Origin of the sequence: Streptomyces sp. GESEQ-35 (genome assembly GCF_017948485.1) — a bacterium.
Taxonomy (GTDB): domain Bacteria; phylum Actinomycetota; class Actinomycetes; order Streptomycetales; family Streptomycetaceae; genus Streptomyces.
This window is the reverse complement of record NZ_JAFFSX010000005.1, coordinates 102,384-120,771: the sequence shown is the minus strand read 5'-3', so window position 1 is coordinate 120,771 and position 18,388 is coordinate 102,384. Positions and strand designations below refer to the sequence as shown.

19 protein-coding genes are annotated in these 18,388 nt (G+C 71.8%); 6 read left to right on the top strand and 13 right to left on the bottom strand.

The window, feature by feature from the left end; genetic code table 11:
* Window positions 1-32 precede the first annotated feature (32 nt).
* Complete coding sequence (locus KCH87_RS12130; RefSeq protein ID WP_210586015.1) at window positions 33-1,721, top strand: DUF885 domain-containing protein; 1,689 nt, start codon at window positions 33-35, stop codon at window positions 1,719-1,721.
* Here the strand turns inward: KCH87_RS12130 and KCH87_RS12125 are convergent, their stop codons facing one another.
* The 3 genes from KCH87_RS12125 to KCH87_RS12115 form a co-directional block, all read right to left on the bottom strand.
* Complete coding sequence (locus KCH87_RS12125; protein ID WP_210586014.1) at window positions 1,722-2,555, bottom strand: SDR family oxidoreductase; 834 nt, start codon at window positions 2,553-2,555, stop codon at window positions 1,722-1,724.
* Window positions 2,556-2,631: 76 nt separating this feature from the next.
* Complete coding sequence (locus KCH87_RS12120; protein ID WP_210586013.1) at window positions 2,632-3,147, bottom strand: immunity 21 family protein; 516 nt, start codon at window positions 3,145-3,147, stop codon at window positions 2,632-2,634.
* A 46-nt stretch (window positions 3,148-3,193) separates the two neighbouring features.
* Window positions 3,194-3,670: a rhodanese-like domain-containing protein gene (locus KCH87_RS12115; protein WP_210586012.1), complete on the bottom strand. Its 477-nt coding sequence runs from the start codon at window positions 3,668-3,670 to the stop codon at window positions 3,194-3,196.
* Window positions 3,671-3,764: 94 nt separating this feature from the next.
* On the opposite strand from KCH87_RS12115, the gene KCH87_RS12110 reads away from it, so the two are divergent.
* The gene (locus tag KCH87_RS12110) at window positions 3,765-4,211 is read left to right on the top strand and encodes an Lrp/AsnC family transcriptional regulator (RefSeq protein ID WP_210586011.1); all 447 of its coding nucleotides are present in this window, start codon (window positions 3,765-3,767) and stop codon (window positions 4,209-4,211) included.
* A 189-nt stretch (window positions 4,212-4,400) separates the two neighbouring features.
* Here the strand turns inward: KCH87_RS12110 and KCH87_RS12105 are convergent, their stop codons facing one another.
* The 5 genes from KCH87_RS12105 to KCH87_RS12085 all read right to left on the bottom strand — a co-directional run bounded on the left by KCH87_RS12105 (window position 4,401) and on the right by KCH87_RS12085 (window position 10,613).
* Window positions 4,401-7,388, bottom strand: coding sequence for an AAA family ATPase (locus tag KCH87_RS12105; RefSeq protein ID WP_210586010.1), 2,988 nt, complete (start codon window positions 7,386-7,388; stop codon window positions 4,401-4,403).
* Window positions 7,385-8,548 carry an exonuclease SbcCD subunit D gene (locus tag KCH87_RS12100; RefSeq protein ID WP_210586009.1) on the bottom strand — a complete coding sequence of 388 codons (1,164 nt, stop codon included), beginning with the start codon at window positions 8,546-8,548 and terminating at the stop codon, window positions 7,385-7,387. The genes KCH87_RS12105 and KCH87_RS12100 overlap by 4 nt, the downstream gene beginning before the upstream one ends.
* A gap of 108 nt (window positions 8,549-8,656) precedes the next feature.
* A complete protein-coding gene (locus KCH87_RS12095) occupies window positions 8,657-9,283 on the bottom strand; it encodes a YigZ family protein (protein ID WP_210586008.1) in 627 nt (208 codons plus the stop codon).
* 77 nt (window positions 9,284-9,360) lie between these two features.
* Window positions 9,361-9,900: a histidine phosphatase family protein gene (locus tag KCH87_RS12090; protein ID WP_210586007.1), complete on the bottom strand. Its 540-nt coding sequence runs from the start codon at window positions 9,898-9,900 to the stop codon at window positions 9,361-9,363.
* Window positions 9,897-10,613, bottom strand: a complete 717-nt coding sequence (locus tag KCH87_RS12085; RefSeq protein WP_308298815.1) for a hypothetical protein — start codon at window positions 10,611-10,613, stop codon at window positions 9,897-9,899. Before KCH87_RS12085 ends, KCH87_RS12090 begins: the two co-directional genes overlap by 4 nt.
* A gap of 319 nt (window positions 10,614-10,932) precedes the next feature.
* Here KCH87_RS12085 and KCH87_RS12080 point away from each other — a divergent pair, with 319 nt between their 5' ends.
* Window positions 10,933-12,354, top strand: a complete 1,422-nt coding sequence (locus KCH87_RS12080; RefSeq protein ID WP_247196111.1) for an MFS transporter — start codon at window positions 10,933-10,935, stop codon at window positions 12,352-12,354.
* 35 nt (window positions 12,355-12,389) lie between these two features.
* On the top strand, window positions 12,390-12,986 hold the full coding sequence (locus KCH87_RS12075) for a cysteine hydrolase family protein (protein ID WP_210586005.1): 597 nt from the start codon (window positions 12,390-12,392) through the stop codon (window positions 12,984-12,986).
* A 71-nt stretch (window positions 12,987-13,057) separates the two neighbouring features.
* On the opposite strand, the gene KCH87_RS12070 is transcribed toward KCH87_RS12075, so the two are convergent.
* Window positions 13,058-13,507 carry a MarR family winged helix-turn-helix transcriptional regulator gene (locus KCH87_RS12070; RefSeq protein ID WP_210586004.1) on the bottom strand — a complete coding sequence of 150 codons (450 nt, stop codon included), beginning with the start codon at window positions 13,505-13,507 and terminating at the stop codon, window positions 13,058-13,060.
* 144 nt (window positions 13,508-13,651) lie between these two features.
* On the opposite strand from KCH87_RS12070, the gene KCH87_RS12065 reads away from it, so the two are divergent.
* The gene (locus tag KCH87_RS12065) at window positions 13,652-13,858 is read left to right on the top strand and encodes a hypothetical protein (protein WP_210586003.1); all 207 of its coding nucleotides are present in this window, start codon (window positions 13,652-13,654) and stop codon (window positions 13,856-13,858) included.
* Window positions 13,859-13,929: 71 nt separating this feature from the next.
* Here KCH87_RS12065 and KCH87_RS12060 read toward each other — a convergent pair whose 3' ends face one another.
* Window positions 13,930-14,568, bottom strand: coding sequence for a TetR/AcrR family transcriptional regulator (locus KCH87_RS12060; protein ID WP_210586002.1), 639 nt, complete (start codon window positions 14,566-14,568; stop codon window positions 13,930-13,932).
* Window positions 14,569-14,625: 57 nt separating this feature from the next.
* Here KCH87_RS12060 and KCH87_RS12055 point away from each other — a divergent pair, with 57 nt between their 5' ends.
* Entirely contained in the window at window positions 14,626-15,093 is a 468-nt protein-coding gene (locus KCH87_RS12055; RefSeq protein WP_210586001.1) for a nuclear transport factor 2 family protein, read from the top strand.
* Window positions 15,094-15,097: 4 nt separating this feature from the next.
* On the opposite strand, the gene KCH87_RS12050 is transcribed toward KCH87_RS12055, so the two are convergent.
* The 3 genes from KCH87_RS12050 to KCH87_RS12040 all read right to left on the bottom strand — a co-directional run bounded on the left by KCH87_RS12050 (window position 15,098) and on the right by KCH87_RS12040 (window position 18,342).
* Window positions 15,098-16,312 carry a low temperature requirement protein A gene (locus tag KCH87_RS12050; RefSeq protein ID WP_210586000.1) on the bottom strand — a complete coding sequence of 405 codons (1,215 nt, stop codon included), beginning with the start codon at window positions 16,310-16,312 and terminating at the stop codon, window positions 15,098-15,100.
* A 15-nt stretch (window positions 16,313-16,327) separates the two neighbouring features.
* Window positions 16,328-17,284: an SDR family NAD(P)-dependent oxidoreductase gene (locus tag KCH87_RS12045; protein WP_210585999.1), complete on the bottom strand. Its 957-nt coding sequence runs from the start codon at window positions 17,282-17,284 to the stop codon at window positions 16,328-16,330.
* 74 nt (window positions 17,285-17,358) lie between these two features.
* Window positions 17,359-18,342 (bottom strand): aldo/keto reductase, encoded by a 984-nt coding sequence (locus KCH87_RS12040; RefSeq protein WP_210585998.1) that lies wholly within the window; start codon window positions 18,340-18,342, stop codon window positions 17,359-17,361.
* Window positions 18,343-18,388 lie beyond the last annotated feature (46 nt).

Sequence of the window (18,388 nt, the reverse complement as noted above, 5' to 3'; positions counted from 1 at the left end):
CGCGCGGCGGCCCCTCGTATGAGGATGTCCGCATGTCAGAGACGAAAAGCCCGCTGCCCCGAGAGGTCGCCGACACCTACGTCGACGAGCTCATCGCCCTCGATCCGATCACCGGTACGTATCTCGGCGTGCAGGAGAGTTCGGGCCGGCTGCCCGACACCTCTCCCGCAGGTCAGGAAGTGCTCGCGGAGCTCCAACGGGCCACGCTCGCGAAGCTCGACGAGGCCGAGCGACAGCCCGGCGCGGACAGTGACATGGAGCGCCGGTGTGCGCGCCTGCTGCGCGAGCGGCTCGTCGCGGACCTCGCCATGCACGGGGCCGACGAGGGCCTGCGCGCGGTCGGCAACCTGCACACCATTGCCCATGCGGTGCGTGAGGTCTTCACCGTCACGCCGGCCCGGACGGACGCGGACTGGGCGGCGATCGCCGAGCGGCTGCGCGCCGTGCCGGCCGCACTGGCGGGCTACCGCGAGTCCCTGCAACTCGGCCTGGAACGCAAGCTGTACGCGGCCCCGCGCCCCACCGCCACCTTCGTCGAGCAGCTCACCGAGTGGGCGGACACGGGTGAAGGGCGCGGCTGGTTCGAGGACTTCGCGTCCTCGGGGCCCGAGGCGCTACGCGCCGAGCTGGACGAATCCGCACGCGGGGCGACCGCCGCCGTCGTGGAGCTGCGGGACTGGATGCGCGACGTGTACGCGCCGACCGTCGAGGGCGCGCCCAACACGGCGGGCCGTGAGCGGTACGCCCGCTGGTCACGCTACTTCAACGGCACCGATCTCGACCTTGACGAGGCGTACGCGTACGGCTGGTCCGAGTACCACCGGCTGCTCGGCGAGATGAAACTCGAGGCGGAGAAGATCCTTCCCGGCGCCGAGACACCATGGGTGGCACTCGCGCACCTCGACGAGCACGGCCGGCACATCGAGGGCGTCGAGGAGGTCCGTAAGTGGCTCCAGGGCCTGATGGACCAGGCGATCGAGTCGCTCGACGGGACGCACTTCGAACTCGCCGAGCGGGTACGGAAGGTGGAGTCCTGCATCGCCCCGCCCGGCGGCGCGGCGGCCCCGTACTACACGCCCCCGTCCGAGGACTTCTCGCGCCCCGGCCGCACCTGGCTGCCGACCATGGGCCAGACCCGCTTCCCGGCGTACGACCTCGTCTCGACCTGGTACCACGAGGGCGTCCCCGGTCATCACCTCCAGCTCGCCCAGTGGGCGCACGTCGCCGGGAACCTCTCCCGCTACCAGGCCACCGTCGGCATGGTCAGCGCCAACGCCGAGGGCTGGGCTCTGTACGCGGAGCGGCTGATGGACGAACTCGGCTTCCTCACCGACGCGGAGCAGCGGCTCGGCTATCTCGACGCTCAGATGATGCGGGCCACGCGGGTCATCGTCGACATCGGCATGCACCTGGAGCTGGAGATTCCGGCCGACTCCCCCTTCCACCCCGGTGAGCGCTGGACGCCCGGGCTGGCCCAGGAGTTCTTCGGCGCGCACAGCAGCCGTTCGGCGGAGTTCGTGGAGAGCGAGCTGACGCGCTATCTGACCATGCCGGGCCAGGCCATCGGCTACAAACTCGGCGAACGCGCCTGGCTGCTCGGCCGCGAGAACGCGCGCAAGCGGCATGGCGACGCCTTCAACCTCAAGGCCTGGCACATGGCGGCGCTGTCCCAGGGCTCGCTGGGGTTGGACGATCTGCTCGACGAGCTGTCCACTCTCTGATCAGCGCCGGAACCCGCCCTCCGAGTCGATCACCTGGCCGGTGACCCACTCCGCCTCGTCCGTCGCCAGCCAGGCGATGAGACGGGCGGGGTCGTCGGGCATGCCCCACCGGCCGCCCGGAAAACGCGCGGCGACGGCCTCATAGTCGTCGCCGGTCCGGTAGTCGGTGTCCACCGGGCCGGGGTTGACGGTGTTCACCGTGATCGCCTGCTCGGCGAGCGTGGTGGACAGCGACCGGGTGATCGAGGCGAGGGCGCCCTTCTGAAGGGCGTAGGCGATCTCGCCCGGCATACCGCCCGCGATGTCCTGACCGGAGGTCATCATCACCACGCGTCCGCCCCGGGGGCGCTCCGGCTGCCGGGCGTAGGCCTGGACGAGGAGCAGCACCGAGCGGGTGTCGACCGCCCAGTGCGCGTCGAGCTTCGCCGCGTCGATCTCGTCGAGCGCTCCGTCCGAGCCGCTGAGAGCGTGGTTGGCGACCAGGATGTCGAGGCGTCCGCCGAGCGCGGAGGCGGCTGTGTCGACGAGTTCGGCGGGTGCCGAGGGGGCGGCGAGGTCGCCGGGCCCCGCATGGACCCGGGCTTCGGGGTCACCGAGTGCCGCGCGCACGGAAGCGGTGACGTCCTCGGGCCGGTCGGCTCCCCAGGGCATGGCCTCGTCGTGCGGCACATGGTGATGCAGATAGACGCTCGCGCCGTACGCGGCGAGCCGTCGAGCCACCGCATGACCGATGCCCCCGCGCCGGCTGGCACCGGTCACCAGGGCAGTGCGGCCACGCAGCGGCAGGGGGTCACGGCGCAGGGCTTCAGGGGCGGGGTGCGGGAGTCGGGGCATGGTCGACCATGATGGTCAGCGGGCGGAGGTCGCGCATCCGATTTCCCTGGGGTGTCCCAGGAAAGCCACCCGAAGGTCAGTCCGCCAGCCGTCGCAGCTGCACCAGCCCCAGCCATGTCTCCGGCCCTGGCTGCACCTGCGCCGCCCGAACCCCGTACGCCCCCGCGTCCAGGGCGATCCTCAAGTGGCCGGCCCGCTCGGAGTCCCGGCCCGGCCAGGCCGAGTCGAACAGCAGCACCGGCCCGGGCACGCTCCAGCGCACCTCGTCCGACCAGACCGCCGTGGCGAGGGCCGCCGGCACTCGGGCCAGCAGTTCGTCCTCGGAGTCGGCGGCGCACCACCGTACGAACGTGTCGTGGGCCGGCAGAAAGGCGGTCGAGGCGGGTTCGTCGCCCAGGACCAGGGCGGCGGAGTCCCCGACGGGGAGCAGCCCGACGAAGCCGTCGACCTCGCAGGCCCGGTCGTAGTCAGAGGCGGTCTCGTCGCCGTCGGCGCCCGCCCAGAACGGCAGCACCGTCTCCGGCACCGCTATGAGCGGCCCGCCGCCCGACTCGACCCACTCCACCACGCCCGGTTCCGCGTATCGCACCATGGCGCAGAAACCTACACGCACAGGCGCCTCACAAGTCACGGTGGCGTCAGCAGCCGCAGTCCTCCGCGCCGATGGGCGCCGTCAAGGGGTCGGCGGCACGGCGTTCGCGGCCCTGCCAGGTCTCGAACTCGAAGCCCTCGCGCACCCAGTACTCGAAGCCGCCCAGCATCTCCTTGACCTGGAAGCCGAGTTCGGCGAGGGCGAGGGCGGCCCGGGTCGCGCCGTTGCAGCCGGGGCCCCAGCAGTACGTCACCACCGGCACCGACTTGTCGAGAAGCTCCCCTGCCTGTTCGGGGATCAGGGCGTTCGGGAGGTGGACGGCGCCCGGGACATGGCCCTGGTCCCAGGATTCCGTGGCACGGGAGTCCAGCACGACGAACCCCGGGTCGCCGCCGGTGGAGAGCGCGGCGGCCACGTCGGAGACGTCGGCGTGAAAGACGAGGCTCGCGCGGAAGTATGCGGCGGCCTCCGCCGGAGTGGCGGGGGCGATGCGCAGGACGGGGTTCACGGCGGTGGTCGTCATGGGCAGAAACTTACGGCCGTTGATCCGCACCCTGAAGTGGCAATCCCCGGCACTCCCCTTGATCGCCCGGGGATTCCCCTGCTATCCCTCGCACATGACCACGTTTTCCCCGGACGCCACCGACTGGCGCATCCTCGACGTCCTCCAGCGGGAGGGCCGGGCCAGCTTCGCCGAGCTGGCCCGCGCCGTGTCCATGTCGCCGAGCGCGGTCACCGAACGGGTGCGGCGGCTGGAGGAGGCGGGCGTCATCCAGGGCTATGCGGCAGTCGTCGACCCGGACCGGCTGGGGCTGTCGATCCTGGCTTTCGTGCGCCTGCGCTACCCGACCGGCAACTACAAGCCGTTCCACGACCTCGTCGCCGCGACACCCGAGATCCTGGAGGCACACCACGTCACGGGCGACGACTGCTTCGTCATCAAGGTGGCCGCCCGCTCGATGCGCCACCTGGAAGAGGTGTCCGGAAAGATCGGCGCCCTGGGTTCGGTCACCACGAGCGTCGTGTACTCATCACCGCTGCCCCGCCGCCCGCTCGGCCGCTAGGGCCTGTCCGGCGGATCAGGTCGCAGGAAATCAACGGCGCCTGATGAGCGCAGCTGAGCGGGGTCTGGTGCGTGCAGCTGCAAGGCGGAGGAGGGAGTCGACGCGGAGCGTCGGCGACTGACGACAACGCCGCAGATGCGCGCACCAGACCCCGCGTCTGCGGCAGGATCCGCCGGACAGGCCCTAGCGTCAGCCGACGCCCCGCTGCCGCAGCTGGGACCCCGCTCTGCCCTTGACGACCTCCAACTGCGCGTGAATACGTCTGCGCAGGTCGGCGACGTGGCTGACGATGCCGACGCTCCGGTCGCGCTCGCGCAGTGAGTCGAGCACGTCGAGCACTTCGTCGAGGGTCTGCTCGTCGAGGCTGCCGAAACCCTCGTCGATGAAGAGGGTGTCCAGCCGGACGCCGCCGGCCTCGTCCGTGACGACGTCCGCGAGGCCCAGGGCGAGGGCGAGCGACGCGAAGAACGTCTCGCCGCCGGACAGGGTCGCCGTGTCCCGCTCCCGTCCGGTCCAGGCGTCGACGACATGCAGCCCGAGGCCGCTGCGGCCGCGGCCGGCCCGGTCGTCGGAGTGGACGAGGGTGTAGCGGCCGGAGGACATGCGCCGCAGCCGGACGGTCGCGGCGGCCGCCACCTGTTCCAGTCGGGCGGCCAGCACATACGACTCCAGGCGCATCTTGCGTTCGTTGTCCGCCGAGGTGCCCGCGCTGAGGGCGGCGAGGCGGGCCACCCGGTCGTACTCCTCGCGCAGCGGCGCCAGCCGTCGTACGCCCGCTGCCGATCGGGCGGAGAGCCGGTCGAGTTCGGTGCAGCGCCAGGCCGACGCGTCGCGGGCGGAGGCGGCGTCGCGCAGCCGCTGGGCAGCGTCCGACGCGGCCCGCTCGGCCGCTTCGAGGTCGGCGGGCGGCTGCTGGGCAGCGGCCGCGGTGTCTGCCTCGGCGAGGACCGCGCGTACGGCGGCCTCCTCGGACTGCCATGCGTCCAGCCGTCGTTGCAGCTCGCGGTGGGACGCCTCGTCGAGGAGGGCGGCCGCCGCGGCCTGCGGGGTGTCGAACCCAGCGCGGAAGGCGGCCTCGGCGAGCCGGCCGTCGGCGGCCTTGAGCCGCTCGGCGCTCTCCTCCGCGGCCCGCGCGGCGTCGGCGGCGTCGGAGAGCAGAGCGACCTGCCGCTCCAGCTGCGCGGACCGCGCGGCCACGCTTGCCGAGGCGCCCCTGGCCTGCGCCAACTCCTCCTCCAGCGCGGCCTTCTCAAGCTCCAGGCGCTCCCGGTGGCCGACCCGGGAGGCGGCCCGAACAGCCGCGTCCTGCCGTACGACGGTGCGCCGCTCGTGCTCCTGCTCCGCCCGGCGCAGCTCCTCGTGCCCGGCGTGCAGCCCGGAGGTGTCCCGGCGCGTCTGTTCGTACAGCCGCTCCAACTCCTCCGCCTCTTCGGCGAGTCGGGCTGTGGGCGCATCTCCGGCCTCCGCGGTGGCGGCGGCCAAAGCCTCCCGTACGAGGCCGAGGCGTCGCTCGTCCTCGGCGCGCTGTTCGTCGGCGCGCTGGTAGGCGGCGAGTGCCTGCTCCTCCGCCTCCCGGTCGACGTGCCCGGCGACCTTCCGTGCGGGAGCGGGGTGTTCGGTGGCTCCGCAGACGGCGCAGGGCTCGCCGTCGGTGAGGTTCGCGGCGAGTTCGGCGGCGATGCCGTTGAGGCGCTGTTCCTTGAGGTCGAGCCAGTGGGCGCGGGCCCCGACAGCACGCTCGGCCGAGGCGAGCGCCTGCCGCTGCGCGGCTTCGGTGTCGCCGGCGAACTGGTCCCGCTGCCGGGCCGCCCTGAGCCGCCGCTGGGCCGGTTCGCGCTGTACGGCGAGCTGCTCGGCCCGGGTGGCGGCCTGCTGGGCGGAGTCGATGCGGGTCTGGAGGGCGGTGCGGGTCGCCTCCCACTCGGCGAGCCAGGCCTCCGCCTCCTGGAGGACGTCCTCGTCGGCACGCTCCTGACGGTCGAGGTCGGCCCGCTCGGCGACGAGTTCGGCCAGCCGGTGTTCGCCACGGCGGGCCGACTCCAGGCCGCCCAGCTCCTCGGCGGCCCGGCGTGCGGCGGCCGCGAGCCCGCCCGCGCCGGAACCGGCGAAGGTCTCCGGCAGCAGGGCACGCGCGCGTGTCTGAGCCGCGGCCGCGCGCCGGTGTTCGGCGTCGGCGGCCTCCCGCAGCTCCAGCGCGGGTGCCACCGCCGCCGCCTTGCGCGCCCGCTCCATGCGCGCCTGCGCCTCCCGATAGGCGCCGACGCGCTCCTCCATCAGCGCCGCACGCTCGCGTGCCTGAGCGAACCGCTGTTGCAGCCGCGCCACGTCGCGTACGTCGGCCAGGGCGCGGTCGGCAGCGGCCTGCGCGGACTCGGCGGCCGTGAGGCGGCAGTGGGCGATCGTCAGCTGTTCGCGGGCCGTGCTGCGAGCGACGGCGGCGGCGCTCATGACTGCGTCGGCCAGGCCGGGGTCGCCCGGCGTCAGCTCCGGCACATCCATGGCGTCGCCCGCCGCCTGCTGCATGCGGTGCACATCGGCCAGCAGGGCGCCGTCGCCGTCCCGCACCCGGGCCTCGGTCGCGCGCCGGCGCTCGGCGAGGCTCTTCTCGACCTCCGCGAAGCGGTGCGTGTCGAAGAGGCGGCCCAGCAGCCTGCCGCGCGCCTCGGCGTCCGCGCGCAGGAAGCGCGCGAAGTCGCCCTGGGGCAGCAGCACGACCTGGCAGAACTGCTCCCGGCTCATGCCGAGCAGTTGGGTGATCTCCTCGCCGATCTCCTGGTGGGAGCGGCTGAGGTCCTTCCAGCTGCCCACTCCCCCGTCGTACTCACGCAGCCGGCTCTGTGCCTTGTCGAGGGTGGTTCCCGGGCCGCCCTTCTTCTTCGGCCGCTCCCACGGCGGCTGCCGGGTGAGCTCCAACCGGCGTCCGGCGACGGTGAGTTCGAGGGTCACCTCGGTACGGGTGCCGGCGTCCGCATGGTCGCTGCGCAACGAACCGCCTTGGCGCGCACCGGGCACCGAGCCGTACAGCGCGTAGCACACGGCGTCCAGGACGGAGGTCTTGCCGGCACCGGTCGGCCCGTGCAGGAGAAACAGGCCGGCCGACGACAGTTCGTCGAAGTCGACGGACTGGGACCCTCCGAAGGGCCCGAAGGCGGTCATGTCCAGCCGGTGCAGCCTCATCGCGCCACCTCGCGCACGGCCCCGTCTGCGCGCACCGCGTCGAACGCGTCCCGCAGCACGGTCCGCTCGTGCCCGTCGGGCCCGGCGCCCCGCACATGCGCCACGAAGTCCTCGGCGATCTCCTGGTCGCTGCGGCCCGCGAGCCGCTTGGCGTACGACACGTCGGGGTCGTCCGGCGTCCGCTCGGGGTCGAAGACCAGGCTGAGTGTGTGCGGGAAGCGCTCGGTGAGCCGGGCCATGGGGTCGGCCGGGCGGACCGGGTCGGTGAGCGTGGCCTCGACCCATGCCTCCTCGTGCCGCGCCAGGTCCGGGTCGGCGAGCAACTCCTCCAGGGCGCCCCGGATCCGGGCCAGCGCACGGGGTACCGGGCAGTCGACGCGCTCGGCGGTCACCGCCCCGTCGTTGGCCAGGTCGACGAGCCACATGCTCTTGCGGTGGTCGGCCTCCGAAAAGGAGTACGGCAGCGGGGAGCCGGAGTAGCGCACGCGCCCGGTGATGGTCTGGCAGCCGTGCAGATGCCCGAGCGCCGCATAGTCGACACCGTCGAACACGCCGGCGGGGACCGAGGCCACCCCGCCGACCGTGATGTCCCGTTCGCTCTCGCTGGCCTCGCCGCCGGTGACGAAGGCGTGCGCGAGGACAACGGAACGGGTGCCGCGCGCGCGTGCGGCGAGGTCGGCGCGGACCCGGTCCATGGCGGCGGCGAGGACGGCCTCGTGCCCCGCCTTGTCCACGCCGAACTCGTCCTTCACGAGCGCCGGTTCGAGATACGGCAGGCCGTAGAACGCCACATCGCCATGGCCATCGGACAGCACCACCGGCGTCCCGCACGCCGACGGCTCGGTGCGCAGGTGGACACCCGCGCGCCCGATCAGCCCGGCGCCGACGCCGAGCCGGCGGGCCGAGTCATGGTTCCCGGAGATCATCACCGTCGGCACACCCAGGTCGGCGAGCCGGTGCAGGGCGTCGTCGAACAGCTCGACCGCGGCGAGCGGCGGCACCGCCCGGTCGTACACGTCTCCCGACACGACCACCGCGTCCACCTCGCGCTCACGCACGGTCGTGACGAGGTGGGCGATGAAGTCGGCCTGGGCACCGAGCATGTTCACGCGGTGGAACGCCCGGCCCAGATGCCAGTCGGAAGTGTGCAGGAGCCTCATGATCCCCGAAGGGTAACGGCCGGGTCTGACATCACGAGTGGTTACTCCCGTATCGGCCCGTCATGACCGCACATGAGCTTGCCCGTTATGCGCTTCTTGCCGATTCCATCAAACGTCCCCGTACGCCTCTCCGCCCAGTTCGAACCCGGCCGTCCCCGCCGTGACGTCGGCCAGCCATGCGCGGAACGCGTCCACGTCGGCGTCCGGCAGCCCGATCCCGATCGTGACGGCCTCTCCGTAGTGCACGTCCCGTACCTCGCGTCCGGTGGCGCGCAGGTCGTTCTGGACCTTGCCCGCACGCTGGTGGTCGACGGTCACCGTGGCGAGACGGAAGCGCCTGCGGGTGATCGTGCCGAGAGTGTCCAGGGCCTCGCCCACCGCACCGCCGTACGCCCTGATGAGGCCGCCCGCGCCGAGCTTGACGCCGCCGTAGTGGCGGGTGACGACGGCGACGACGTACCGCATGTCGCGGCGCAGCAGCATCTGGAGCATGGGGACGCCCGCGGTGCCGCCGGGTTCGCCGTCGTCGCTCGCCTTCTGGATCGCGGCGCCGGCGCCGATGACGTACGCGTAGCAGTTGTGGGTGGCGTCCGCGTGCTCCTTGCGGACGGCCGCGACGACGTCCTGGGCCTCCTGCTCGGTGGCCGCCGGCGCCAGCGAACAGATGAAGCGGGAGCGGTTCACCTCGGTCTCGTGCACGCCCGCGCGGGCCACTGTGCGGTACTCGTCCTGCATCGGGCCAGCCTATGTGCAGGGCACGCGCGCGTGGACAGCCACTTCTTGCCGCTGCTTCTCGCCGCTACTTCTTGCCGCTACTTCTTGCCGCGCGGCACCGTCACCGACGTCAGCAGGGCCGCGCCCGGGACGAGGGCCCGCCAGGCGCTGCCGTGCCAGGCCAGGACGGCGATCGCCGAGGTCGGGAACTTCACGCGGACCTTGTCCAGCGCATCGTCGAGACCGTCCCCGGCGAGCGCCAGGACCAGTTCCTCCAGCCCGGGGTTGTGCCCGATCAGCAGCAGGGTCTCGACCTCGGCCGACACGGCGTGCACGGCGGCGAGCAGGTCGGGAACGTCGGCCGCGTACAGCGTCGGATCGTGGCGCACCGGCGGTGGAGTGCCCCACTGGGCGGAGGCGAGCTCCCAGGTCTGCCGGGCGCGGACGGCGGTGGAGCACAGCGCCAGGTCCGGCAGACAGTCGGCCTCGGCGAGCGCGACGCCCGCGGCGGGCGCGTCCCGGCGGCCCCGGGGTGCGAGCGGGCGCTCGTGATCGGCGATGCCGTCCGGCCAGGCGGACTTGGCGTGCCGCAGGACGACCAGACGGCGCAGGGGGCCGGTTCCGAAGCGCGCGTTCAAGCCGGGGCTCCCAGATCGCGAGTGAGGTCGAGGCCGAGCAGCCGGTCGGCGTAGGCGTACGTCTCGAAGCGGGCACCGTCGGGGACGTCGGGCGCGGACTCCACCCACCGCAGGGTCGCCAGCACCTCGGGGACGTCGAGATCGTCCTCCCAGGCGGTACGGAGTCGTCCGCGCGCCTCGTCGGGGATGGGCCGCGACGGCCGGTGGGCCCAGGCGGCGACGGCGCGCCGCCATCGCATGAGCGTCTCGTTCGCCTCGGCGAGGGCGGCCTCGTCGAGCCGCACCGACGCGGCGCGCGGACGGGAGAGCAGCGCCAGCCGCAGCACAGCGGGGTCGCCGGCTTCGGGTGCCGACGGGTGGACGGGAGCGACGGCGACGCGCACCCCGTCGGGTGCACTGCCGCCCTCGGGCACCACATGGATGACCTGTGCCTCGCCCAGCCCCGGGCCGGCGTCCCGGCTGTCCTCGAAGGGCCGGATGCCGAGCGCCGCGGCGCCCGCACGCAGGTCAGCCGTCTCCCGCTCACAGGTCAGCAGCGCCCAGACCGGTGTACCCCCGAGTTCCAGGGCGCGGACGAGCAGATCCGCGACGAGCAGCACCCGCAGGGCGGTCAGATCGAAGCCCGGTGGATGCGCCTCGACACGGGTCAGCCCCCGCCGGACGGGAGCGGCGTCGACAAAGTCGCCGGTACGGGTGTCGGTGATGCGCAGCACGGGCTGAGCGTAGGCGGACGGACGCCCGTACGCAGGGATCCGGCGCGACATCCGGACACAGTGGCGGGAATCAGCCGTGCGCGCACCGGATCCCCTGACACCGGCACATGGGTTCGACCGACCTCGACCCAGAAGGTCGCGCCGCTCAGCGCCTTGGTGCGAAAGCAGTGCTTTGGCTTGCCTGCCTCGGAAAGCACTTGCCGCACAAAGAATAGGCAGGCTGCCTGCTATAGTTTGTCAGGCAACCTGCGCAAAATATCGACGCGCCTCCCGAGCGCGCCCCCCAGGACAGCGGAAACGGGAAGCGAGGAGCAGCGCCTTGGGAAGCACCGCAAGCGCCACCGTGCGGCCGGACAAGGCTCCGTCGGGAAAGCCCTTCGGGCCGACGTTCGTCACCCCGCTGTACATGGGCGCCATGCTCAACCCGATCAACAGCTCGGTGATCGCGCCCGCCCTGGTGACCATCGCGGCCGCGATGCACACCTCCGTCGGCGGTACCGCGATCCTGATCTCGAGCCTGTATCTGACCAGCGCGATCGCACAGCCGGCGGCCGGGCGGCTCGCGGAGGAGTTCGGGCCCAGGCGGGTCTTCTTCGTCGGCATCCTCCTCGTCCTCGCGGGAGGCGTCCTCGGCGCGGTCGCCCGTGACATGCCGTCCCTGGTCACGGCCCGCGTCCTCATCGGAGCGGGCACCTCCGCGGGATATCCGTCCGCGATGCTGCTGATCCGGCGACGGGCCCGGGCAACCGGCCTGCACGGACCGCCCGGCAGTGTCCTGGGCGGCCTGGCGATCGCGGGAGCCGCCACCGTGGCCGTCGGCCCCGCCATCGGTGGCCTGCTCGTCGGATGGCTCGGCTGGCAGGCGGCCTTCTGGATCAACATTCCCTTCGCGGGCGCCGCCTTCGCCATGGCGTCGGCCTGGCTCCCCAAGGACCCCGACCGCGTGCGCGGCCGCTCGGTGCGCGCCCTCGTCTCCCGCGTCGACGTGGCCGGCATCGTGGGCTTCGGCGCGGCGCTCACCGCGTTGCTGGTGTTCCTGTCCTCACTGCCGGACCCCGACTGGACGCCCCTGTGCATATCCACCGCGGCCGCGGCCGCCCTCGTCAGCTGGGAACTGCGCGCCGCCAACCCCTTCCTGAACGTCCGTCTGCTCGTCTCGAACCTCGCACTCACCCGCACCTACGTGCGCAACGGCCTTACGCTCCTTGGCACTTATGTGATCCTTTACGGGCTCACCCAGTGGCTCGAAGCAGCCCGCGGACTGTCCGCCTACCAGGCAGGCCTGGTCCTGATCCCGATGGGTGCCCTGTCGGCGGTCTCCGCCCGTGTCGCATCGCGGCGCACCGGCGTCCGGGCACCGCTGATCGTCTCGGCGCTGCTCCTGCTCGTGGGGGCCGTCGCCACCCTGTTCCTGGACAGCGGCAGCCCCGTGATCGCGGTGATCGCGGTCACGGCGGTGTTCGGCCTCACCTCCGGGGCGAGCAACGTGGCGAACCAGACGGTCCTGTACAAGGAAGCGCCCCCCGAAAGCGTCGGCACCGCCTCAGGACTGCTGCGCACCTTCGGCTACATCGGCTCCATCGCCTCGGCGGCCATCACCGGCACCGCCTTCCGCACCCACGTCGACGACACCGGCCTCCAGCACATCTCCTGGGCTCTGGTCGGTATCGCCGCCCTCGTACTCGTCATGACGGTCTGCGACCGGCACCTGGCGAGAACAGACCGACAGCCCGCTCGCTGACACGCCAACCCGCAACAACCAAGAAAGACCAGGTCATGACCACCACCGCCCCTCACCTCGACCTCTCCCGCAGCGCCCTGCTCCTGATGGACTTCCAGCCGGCCGTCCTCGCCGCGGTCCCCGATGCGGACCAGGTGCTCTCCCGCGCGCACACGGCCCTGTCCTGGGCCCGGTCCAACGACGTCCAGGTCGCCCATGTCCGTGTCGCCTTCACCGCCGAGGACTTCGCCGCCGTTCCCGCCCGGAACAAGACCTTCGCCCCCGTCGCCCAGAACGGCTTCCTCGCCGACGGCAGCCCCGAGGCCGCGTTCCACGCATCGTTCGACGTGGCGGAGCAGGACATCACCGTGCGCAAGATCCGCATCAGCGCCTTCGCCGGCACCCCCGACCTGCGCACCGCCCTTCGCGACCGGGGCATCGACACACTGGTCCTCGCCGGACTGTCCACCGGCGGAGTGGTGCTGACGACCCTCCGGCAGGCCGCCGACGACGACTTCCGGCTCTACGTCCTCAAGGACGCGACCGGCGACCACGACCCCGAGGTCCACCGCGTCCTGACCGAGAAGGTCTTCCCCAGCCAGGCGTACGTCATCGACACCGACGAACTCGGCACGCTGAGCAAGACGGTCTGAGGTCTCCGGTCCGGGCGTGCCCGCGCCGCCCGGACCGGCGCCGGTCCCGCATGCCCGGGAGGACCTTCTCGTCATCCGTCCCTGTCCGCGATCCGGTTCATGATCGCCGCGGCCGCCAGCAGGGTCTCTCGCTCGTCCGCGCGCAGGTGCGCCTCAATCGCTCCGCCGAGCCAGCTCACGCGGGCTGCCGGGATCGTTTCGATCAGTGTCCGCCCCTCGGACGTGGCGTGGATGAGTGTCTTGCGGCCGTCGCCGGGATCTTTGCTGGTGGTGATCAGACCTCCGGTGCGCAGGGCCGTGAGCGTCTCGGCCATCGACTGACGGCGCACATGCTCGGCCTGCGCCAGATCGCTCGCCGTGACCGGGCCCTCTTCGACGATCCGGTGCAGCGTGGTCAGCTGCGACCAGGTCCACCGCAGGTCGCCCAGCGCCGACTCGGTCCGCAGCCGTGCCCGCAGCCGCGTCATCGCCTTCATCAACTCGACAGCGGCCTCGGCTTCGGGCTTCGGGTCACTGGTCATCGCCCAACCCTACCCAGTACGCAGGCTACCTGCCGTTACCTGCCCCGTTGCGACTTTTGACAACGATTTGCGTCTGCTAAAGGATCACCCGTTCTTCTGCTGGACGGCTCCTTCAGCCCACCGGCGGGGCGCATGCTGGAGGGCATGAAGCTCGTACGCCGCCTTGCGAGCACCCCGCCCTTCGCCAAAGCGGTGGCCGCCGAACTCGTTCCGGGTGACGCGGCACGGAGCGATGTGGAGCTGGGCGCGGCGATCACGACTGGAATCGCCACCTACGGGCACCCGCCCTCGACCGTGCCCATGGGAGGGCCTGAAGACGAGTGGCCGTCGTCGACGAGTCGGGGGCCGTGAGACCACCATCATGATCGCGGAGCACATCGCCCGTCGGGTGTACGGGAGTTGACAGGACTCGGCGCCGGCTCCTACGGACGATCGGACGTGTCCGTGGAGTCGGCGTCGACCGCCCACCAGGCGGGAGCGCTCGCCACGGAGGCGTCGACCAGGTCGTCCTTCGTGACCGACGGGTCGTTCAGCCATGCTCTGATGGCACCGGCGAAGCCGTGGGCCATGAACTGCGCGATCACCTCACGATTGGCATCGGGCAGCCCCGGGTGGTGACCACGGGCCATGAAACCCAGGGCGTAGTCGCTGAAGTGGCGTACGAGCGCCGCGTACACCCCGCTGTCCGCCGGATCCTCGATGGCGTGCCGGTACACCGCCATGAACCGCTCGACGTGGTCGGCCACCTCCGTCGTGGCCAGGCGCAGCAGTGCGCGGGCCGAGTAGCCGCCCTGTGCGCGCCGCTCCTCCTCCAGCCGGTGGCCTCGCTCCAGGTCGGCGTAGAGCACCTGGATGAGCAGGTCCAGCGGGGTGCTGTAGCGGTTGTAGAACGTCGCGCGGGTGACCCCGGCGCGGTCGGCCAGTTCGGCGATGGTGATCTGCGAGACGGGCCGCTGCGCGGCGAGGTCCACGATGGCCTGCTCGAAGGCCTGAGTCGTACGGGTGATGCGCGGATCGATCCGATGGTTCAGTGTTCTGCCCTCCCTGCGTTCACGTTGCACTCTGCCATGAGCAGTGATTTTATACATCTGTAAAATAGTGTGCCGAAAGGAACCGTCATGGCTTCGCACGCCTCGATCCCGCCCCAGGAAGCCGCGGACCGGTTGGCCATCCGCGAGCTGGTCGACGCCTACGCGCACTGCGCGGACCGGCGGGACGCCAAGGGCCAGATGGCCCTGTTCACCGAGGACACCCGATTCCTGGTGTTCATGGACGCCACCGCGGCGGAGCCTACGCAGGAACTGCACGGCCGTGACTCCCTCGCCCCGGTGTTCGACAACCTGAACGTCTACCAGGCCACCACGCACTTCAACGGCCAGAGCACGATCACCCTGGACGGGGGCCGCGCTACCGGCGAGAGCTACTGCCTGGCCCACCATGTCTCGGTCGACGAGTCCGGACAGCGCAGTCTCATGATCGCCTCGATTCGCTATCTCGACGAATTCACCAAGCAGGACGGCGACTGGTACTTCGCCGAGCGCCGCCTGATGGTCGACTGGACCGAGACCCGTCCCTCCTCGCCCTGAGGGGTCACAGGTCGGCCGCCGTCTCGTCCCGCGGCAGCCGCAGGGCCACGGCAAGCCCCCACGGGATGCCGAGGAGGACGACGAGCGCGAGTCCGAGAAGCAGGGGCGCGGGACGTGCGGCGCCGAGGGCCACGGCCGCGAGTGCCACGGCGACACAGGTGCGGGCCAGCGGCCGGTACAGGTCCCGGTCCGGGCGCCAGACGCGCAGGGAGGTCGCAAGGACCGTCGTGGTGCAGAGCACGACGGCCACGCCCCCGCAGAGCACCCATGCCGTGGCGGCGGGGGTCCGGCTGTCGTGGGCGTGCTCGACGAGGCCGACCATCGCGGCGCCCATGGCGGCCACCGCGGCCGTGAGCGGCAAGTGCACCAGCATCCACTGGACGGTGCTCGCGCGGGCGGGCTTCGGCTGCCGGTGTCCGACGAAGTCGAAGTACGTCCACCAGGCGCCGAAGCCGACGACGACGGCGACGAGCCCGACGGCAAGGGTGAGCGTGTCGGTCGGCTCGTGGGCCAGTCCGTTGACCACTCCGGTCACGGTCTCGCCGAGCACGATGATGATGAACAGCCCGAACCGTTCGGTCAGGGCGTCGGTCACGCTGAGCGCGACCGTCTGTACCGGGGTGGCCGTACCGATCATGACCGCGAACCCCACCAGGTAGGCGACGGCCAGAAGGCCCCAGGTCAGCACGCGGACGCCGGCGGGCAGGGCGGCGCTCGCGGCGAGCACGGCCGCGCAGAGGGCCGTCCCGGTCACGAACAGCGTGCTGGGACGGCGGAATTCGGGGCTGTCACCCCGCGCGGCAAGCAGCCACAGCACCGCCAGCACCGCGAACACCACCCCCGCGTCCACGGCGAACGCGACTCCGCGTGCGCCGCCGGCCTCGGGGATGAAGGCACCCAGCGGGACGAGCACCAGGATCTGTAGCAGGAACATGCTCCGGCCACGGGCATCCTCGTAGCCGTGCAGTTCGTGGTGCAGGCTGCCGTTGAACCAGGCGATCCACACCAGCGCGAACACCGCGGCGAACTCACCCAGACCCCGCCAGGTGAGGTGCTCGGCGAAGTGGTGGGCGGCCTGGGCAACCAGCACGACCACGACGAGGTCGTAGAAGAGTTCAAGTGGGCCGACCGTCCGCTCGCGGGGCTGCTCGCCGTGGGCGCGCGGGGGCCGCCACAGCTGACGGCGCAGCCGGGCCCACTGCTCGTGTCGCGAAGTCATGCCGCGCAGAGATCGCTAGCGGACGAGAGCTTCGGACACGGCCCACAGCCGGGCCGCGTTCTCCGGATCCTGGGCGTACGGCGCGACACCGGCGACGGCACCGGCCCGCCCGGCGACCGGTTCGGCCTGCGCACAGTCCTCGAAGTAGCGGCCGGTGATGCCCTCCACCGTCGGTGAGGCGGCCAGCAGCACCGAGGTCGCGGCGCCCTGCTCCACCGTCTTCTGCGGGGGCAGTGCGAGTTCACCGGAGGCGATGAAGGCGGCGACCTGGTCCATGTCCATGTGCCGGGCCAGGGACGTGTCCCCGACATTGCCCGGCATCAGCGCGTTGGCGGTGATCCCGTCGTCGGCCCACCGCTCGGCGGCGCCGACGGCGAACAGGGCGTTGGCGGTCTTCGACTGCCCGTAGGAGGTCCAGGGGTCGTAGGGGCGGTAGCGGTAGTCCAGGTCGTCGAAGACGACCGGTGAGAAGAGGTGGCCGATGGAACTCACCGAGACGATCCGTGCGCCGTCCGCCGCCGCGAGGGCCGGGTGGAGGCCGGTGGCGAGGGCGAAGTGACCCAGGTGGTTGACACCGAACTGCCATTCCCGGCCGTCAGGTGTGCGGGTGAGTTCCGGCGTGGCCATCACTCCGGCGTTGTTGACGAGGATGTGCAGCGGGCCCTGCCAGGCCGCCACGAACGCCGCAACCGTCGACCGGTCGGCGAGATCGAGCCGTCCCACTGTCAACTGTCCTGACCCGGCCGGCAGTTCCTTCTCCAGGCGCTCCGCCACCCGGGCACCCGCGTCGGTGTCCCGCACGGCCAGGGTGACATCGGCGCCGGCCGCGGCGAGCGCCCGGGTCGTCTCCACCCCGATGCCGGAACTGGCTCCGGTGACCACGGCCCGGCGGCCGTGCAGGTCTACGCCGTCGATGACCTCGGCGGCGGTGGTGCTTGCCCCGAACGTGTGGGGCGCGTGGGGTACGGACATGAGGTGGGTCTCCTGAGGTGAATCGCTTGAGTGACGTAAGGAGAGCGAGGTCCGCGGGTGACGCCGGGCGGCGCTCAGCCGTTGAGCGTCCCCATGAACTCCGGTGCGTAGCGCTCGCCCGTGACCGCGCCGTGCGGGGCGACCGCCTCGATCGCGGCGATGTCCTCGGCGGTCAGGGCCACCCCGGTCGCGGCGGCGTTCTCCTCCAGGTAGCGGCGGCGCTTGGTGCCGGGGATGGCGACCGCGCCCTGGTGCTGGACCCAGGCGAGCGCCAGCTGGGACGGTGTGACGTCCTTGGCGGAGGCGATCCGGCGGACCTCGCGGACGACGTCGAGGTTGCGGTCGAAGTTCTCGCCCTGGAACCGGGGGTCGGTCCGGCGCCAGTCGTCCTCGGCGAAGTCGTCGGGGCTGGTGATGGCGCCGGACAGGAAGCCGCGCCCCAGCGGGGAGTAGGCGACCAGGCCGATCCCCAACTCCCGCAGAGTGTCCAGGACTCCGTCGTGCTCGATGCCCCGCTCGAAGAGGGAGTACTCCGTTTGTACGGCGGTGACCGGGTGGACCGCATGCGCGCGACGGACGGTACCGGCCGCTGCCTCGCACAGTCCGACGTAGCCCGCCTTGCCCTCGGCGACCAGTTCGCCCATCGCGCCGACGGTCTCCTCGATCGGCGTCCCGGGGTCGACGCGGTGCAGGTAGTAGAGGTCGACGTGATCGGTGCCCAGGTGGCGCAGCGATCGTTCCAGCGACCGGCGTACGTACTCCGGCCTGCCATTGAGGCCGAGGATCTCGCCGTCGTCGGTGATCTCCATGCCGGTCTTCGTGGCGATCACGGCCGCCTCCCGGCGCCCGGCGAGCGCCTTGCCCAGCAGGAGTTCGTTGCGGAAGGGGCCGTAGCTCTCGGCGGTGTCCAGCAGGGTGACGCCGAGTTCCAGGGCACGGTCGATGGTGGCCAGTGACTCGGCCTCGTCGGCGGCGCCGTAGAAGGCACTCATTCCCATGCATCCAAGGCCTTGGACGCTGACAGTCAGGCCCTGGCCGCCCAGTGGTCGCTGTTCCATGGCTTCTCCCCACGCAATGAGCTGGAGCTGCCGCTCGGACAACTAT

What these genes read in the sequence shown, in the direction of transcription:
- KCH87_RS12130 (WP_210586015.1), top strand. Translation starts at nt 33, where the DNA reads ATGTCAGAGACGAAAAGCCCGCTGCCCCGAGAGGTCGCCGACACCTAC.
- KCH87_RS12125 (WP_210586014.1), bottom strand. Translation starts at nt 2,555, where the DNA reads ATGCCCCGACTCCCGCACCCCGCCCCTGAAGCCCTGCGCCGTGACCCC.
- KCH87_RS12120 (WP_210586013.1), bottom strand. Translation starts at nt 3,147, where the DNA reads ATGGTGCGATACGCGGAACCGGGCGTGGTGGAGTGGGTCGAGTCGGGC.
- KCH87_RS12115 (WP_210586012.1), bottom strand. Translation starts at nt 3,670, where the DNA reads ATGACGACCACCGCCGTGAACCCCGTCCTGCGCATCGCCCCCGCCACT.
- KCH87_RS12110 (WP_210586011.1), top strand. Translation starts at nt 3,765, where the DNA reads ATGACCACGTTTTCCCCGGACGCCACCGACTGGCGCATCCTCGACGTC.
- KCH87_RS12105 (WP_210586010.1), bottom strand. Translation starts at nt 7,388, where the DNA reads ATGAGGCTGCACCGGCTGGACATGACCGCCTTCGGGCCCTTCGGAGGG.
- KCH87_RS12100 (WP_210586009.1), bottom strand. Translation starts at nt 8,548, where the DNA reads ATGAGGCTCCTGCACACTTCCGACTGGCATCTGGGCCGGGCGTTCCAC.
- KCH87_RS12095 (WP_210586008.1), bottom strand. Translation starts at nt 9,283, where the DNA reads ATGCAGGACGAGTACCGCACAGTGGCCCGCGCGGGCGTGCACGAGACC.
- KCH87_RS12075 (WP_210586005.1), top strand. Translation starts at nt 12,390, where the DNA reads ATGACCACCACCGCCCCTCACCTCGACCTCTCCCGCAGCGCCCTGCTC.
- KCH87_RS12070 (WP_210586004.1), bottom strand. Translation starts at nt 13,507, where the DNA reads ATGACCAGTGACCCGAAGCCCGAAGCCGAGGCCGCTGTCGAGTTGATG.
- KCH87_RS12065 (WP_210586003.1), top strand. Translation starts at nt 13,652, where the DNA reads ATGAAGCTCGTACGCCGCCTTGCGAGCACCCCGCCCTTCGCCAAAGCG.
- KCH87_RS12055 (WP_210586001.1), top strand. Translation starts at nt 14,626, where the DNA reads ATGGCTTCGCACGCCTCGATCCCGCCCCAGGAAGCCGCGGACCGGTTG.
- KCH87_RS12050 (WP_210586000.1), bottom strand. Translation starts at nt 16,312, where the DNA reads ATGACTTCGCGACACGAGCAGTGGGCCCGGCTGCGCCGTCAGCTGTGG.
- KCH87_RS12045 (WP_210585999.1), bottom strand. Translation starts at nt 17,284, where the DNA reads ATGTCCGTACCCCACGCGCCCCACACGTTCGGGGCAAGCACCACCGCC.
- KCH87_RS12040 (WP_210585998.1), bottom strand. Translation starts at nt 18,342, where the DNA reads ATGGAACAGCGACCACTGGGCGGCCAGGGCCTGACTGTCAGCGTCCAA.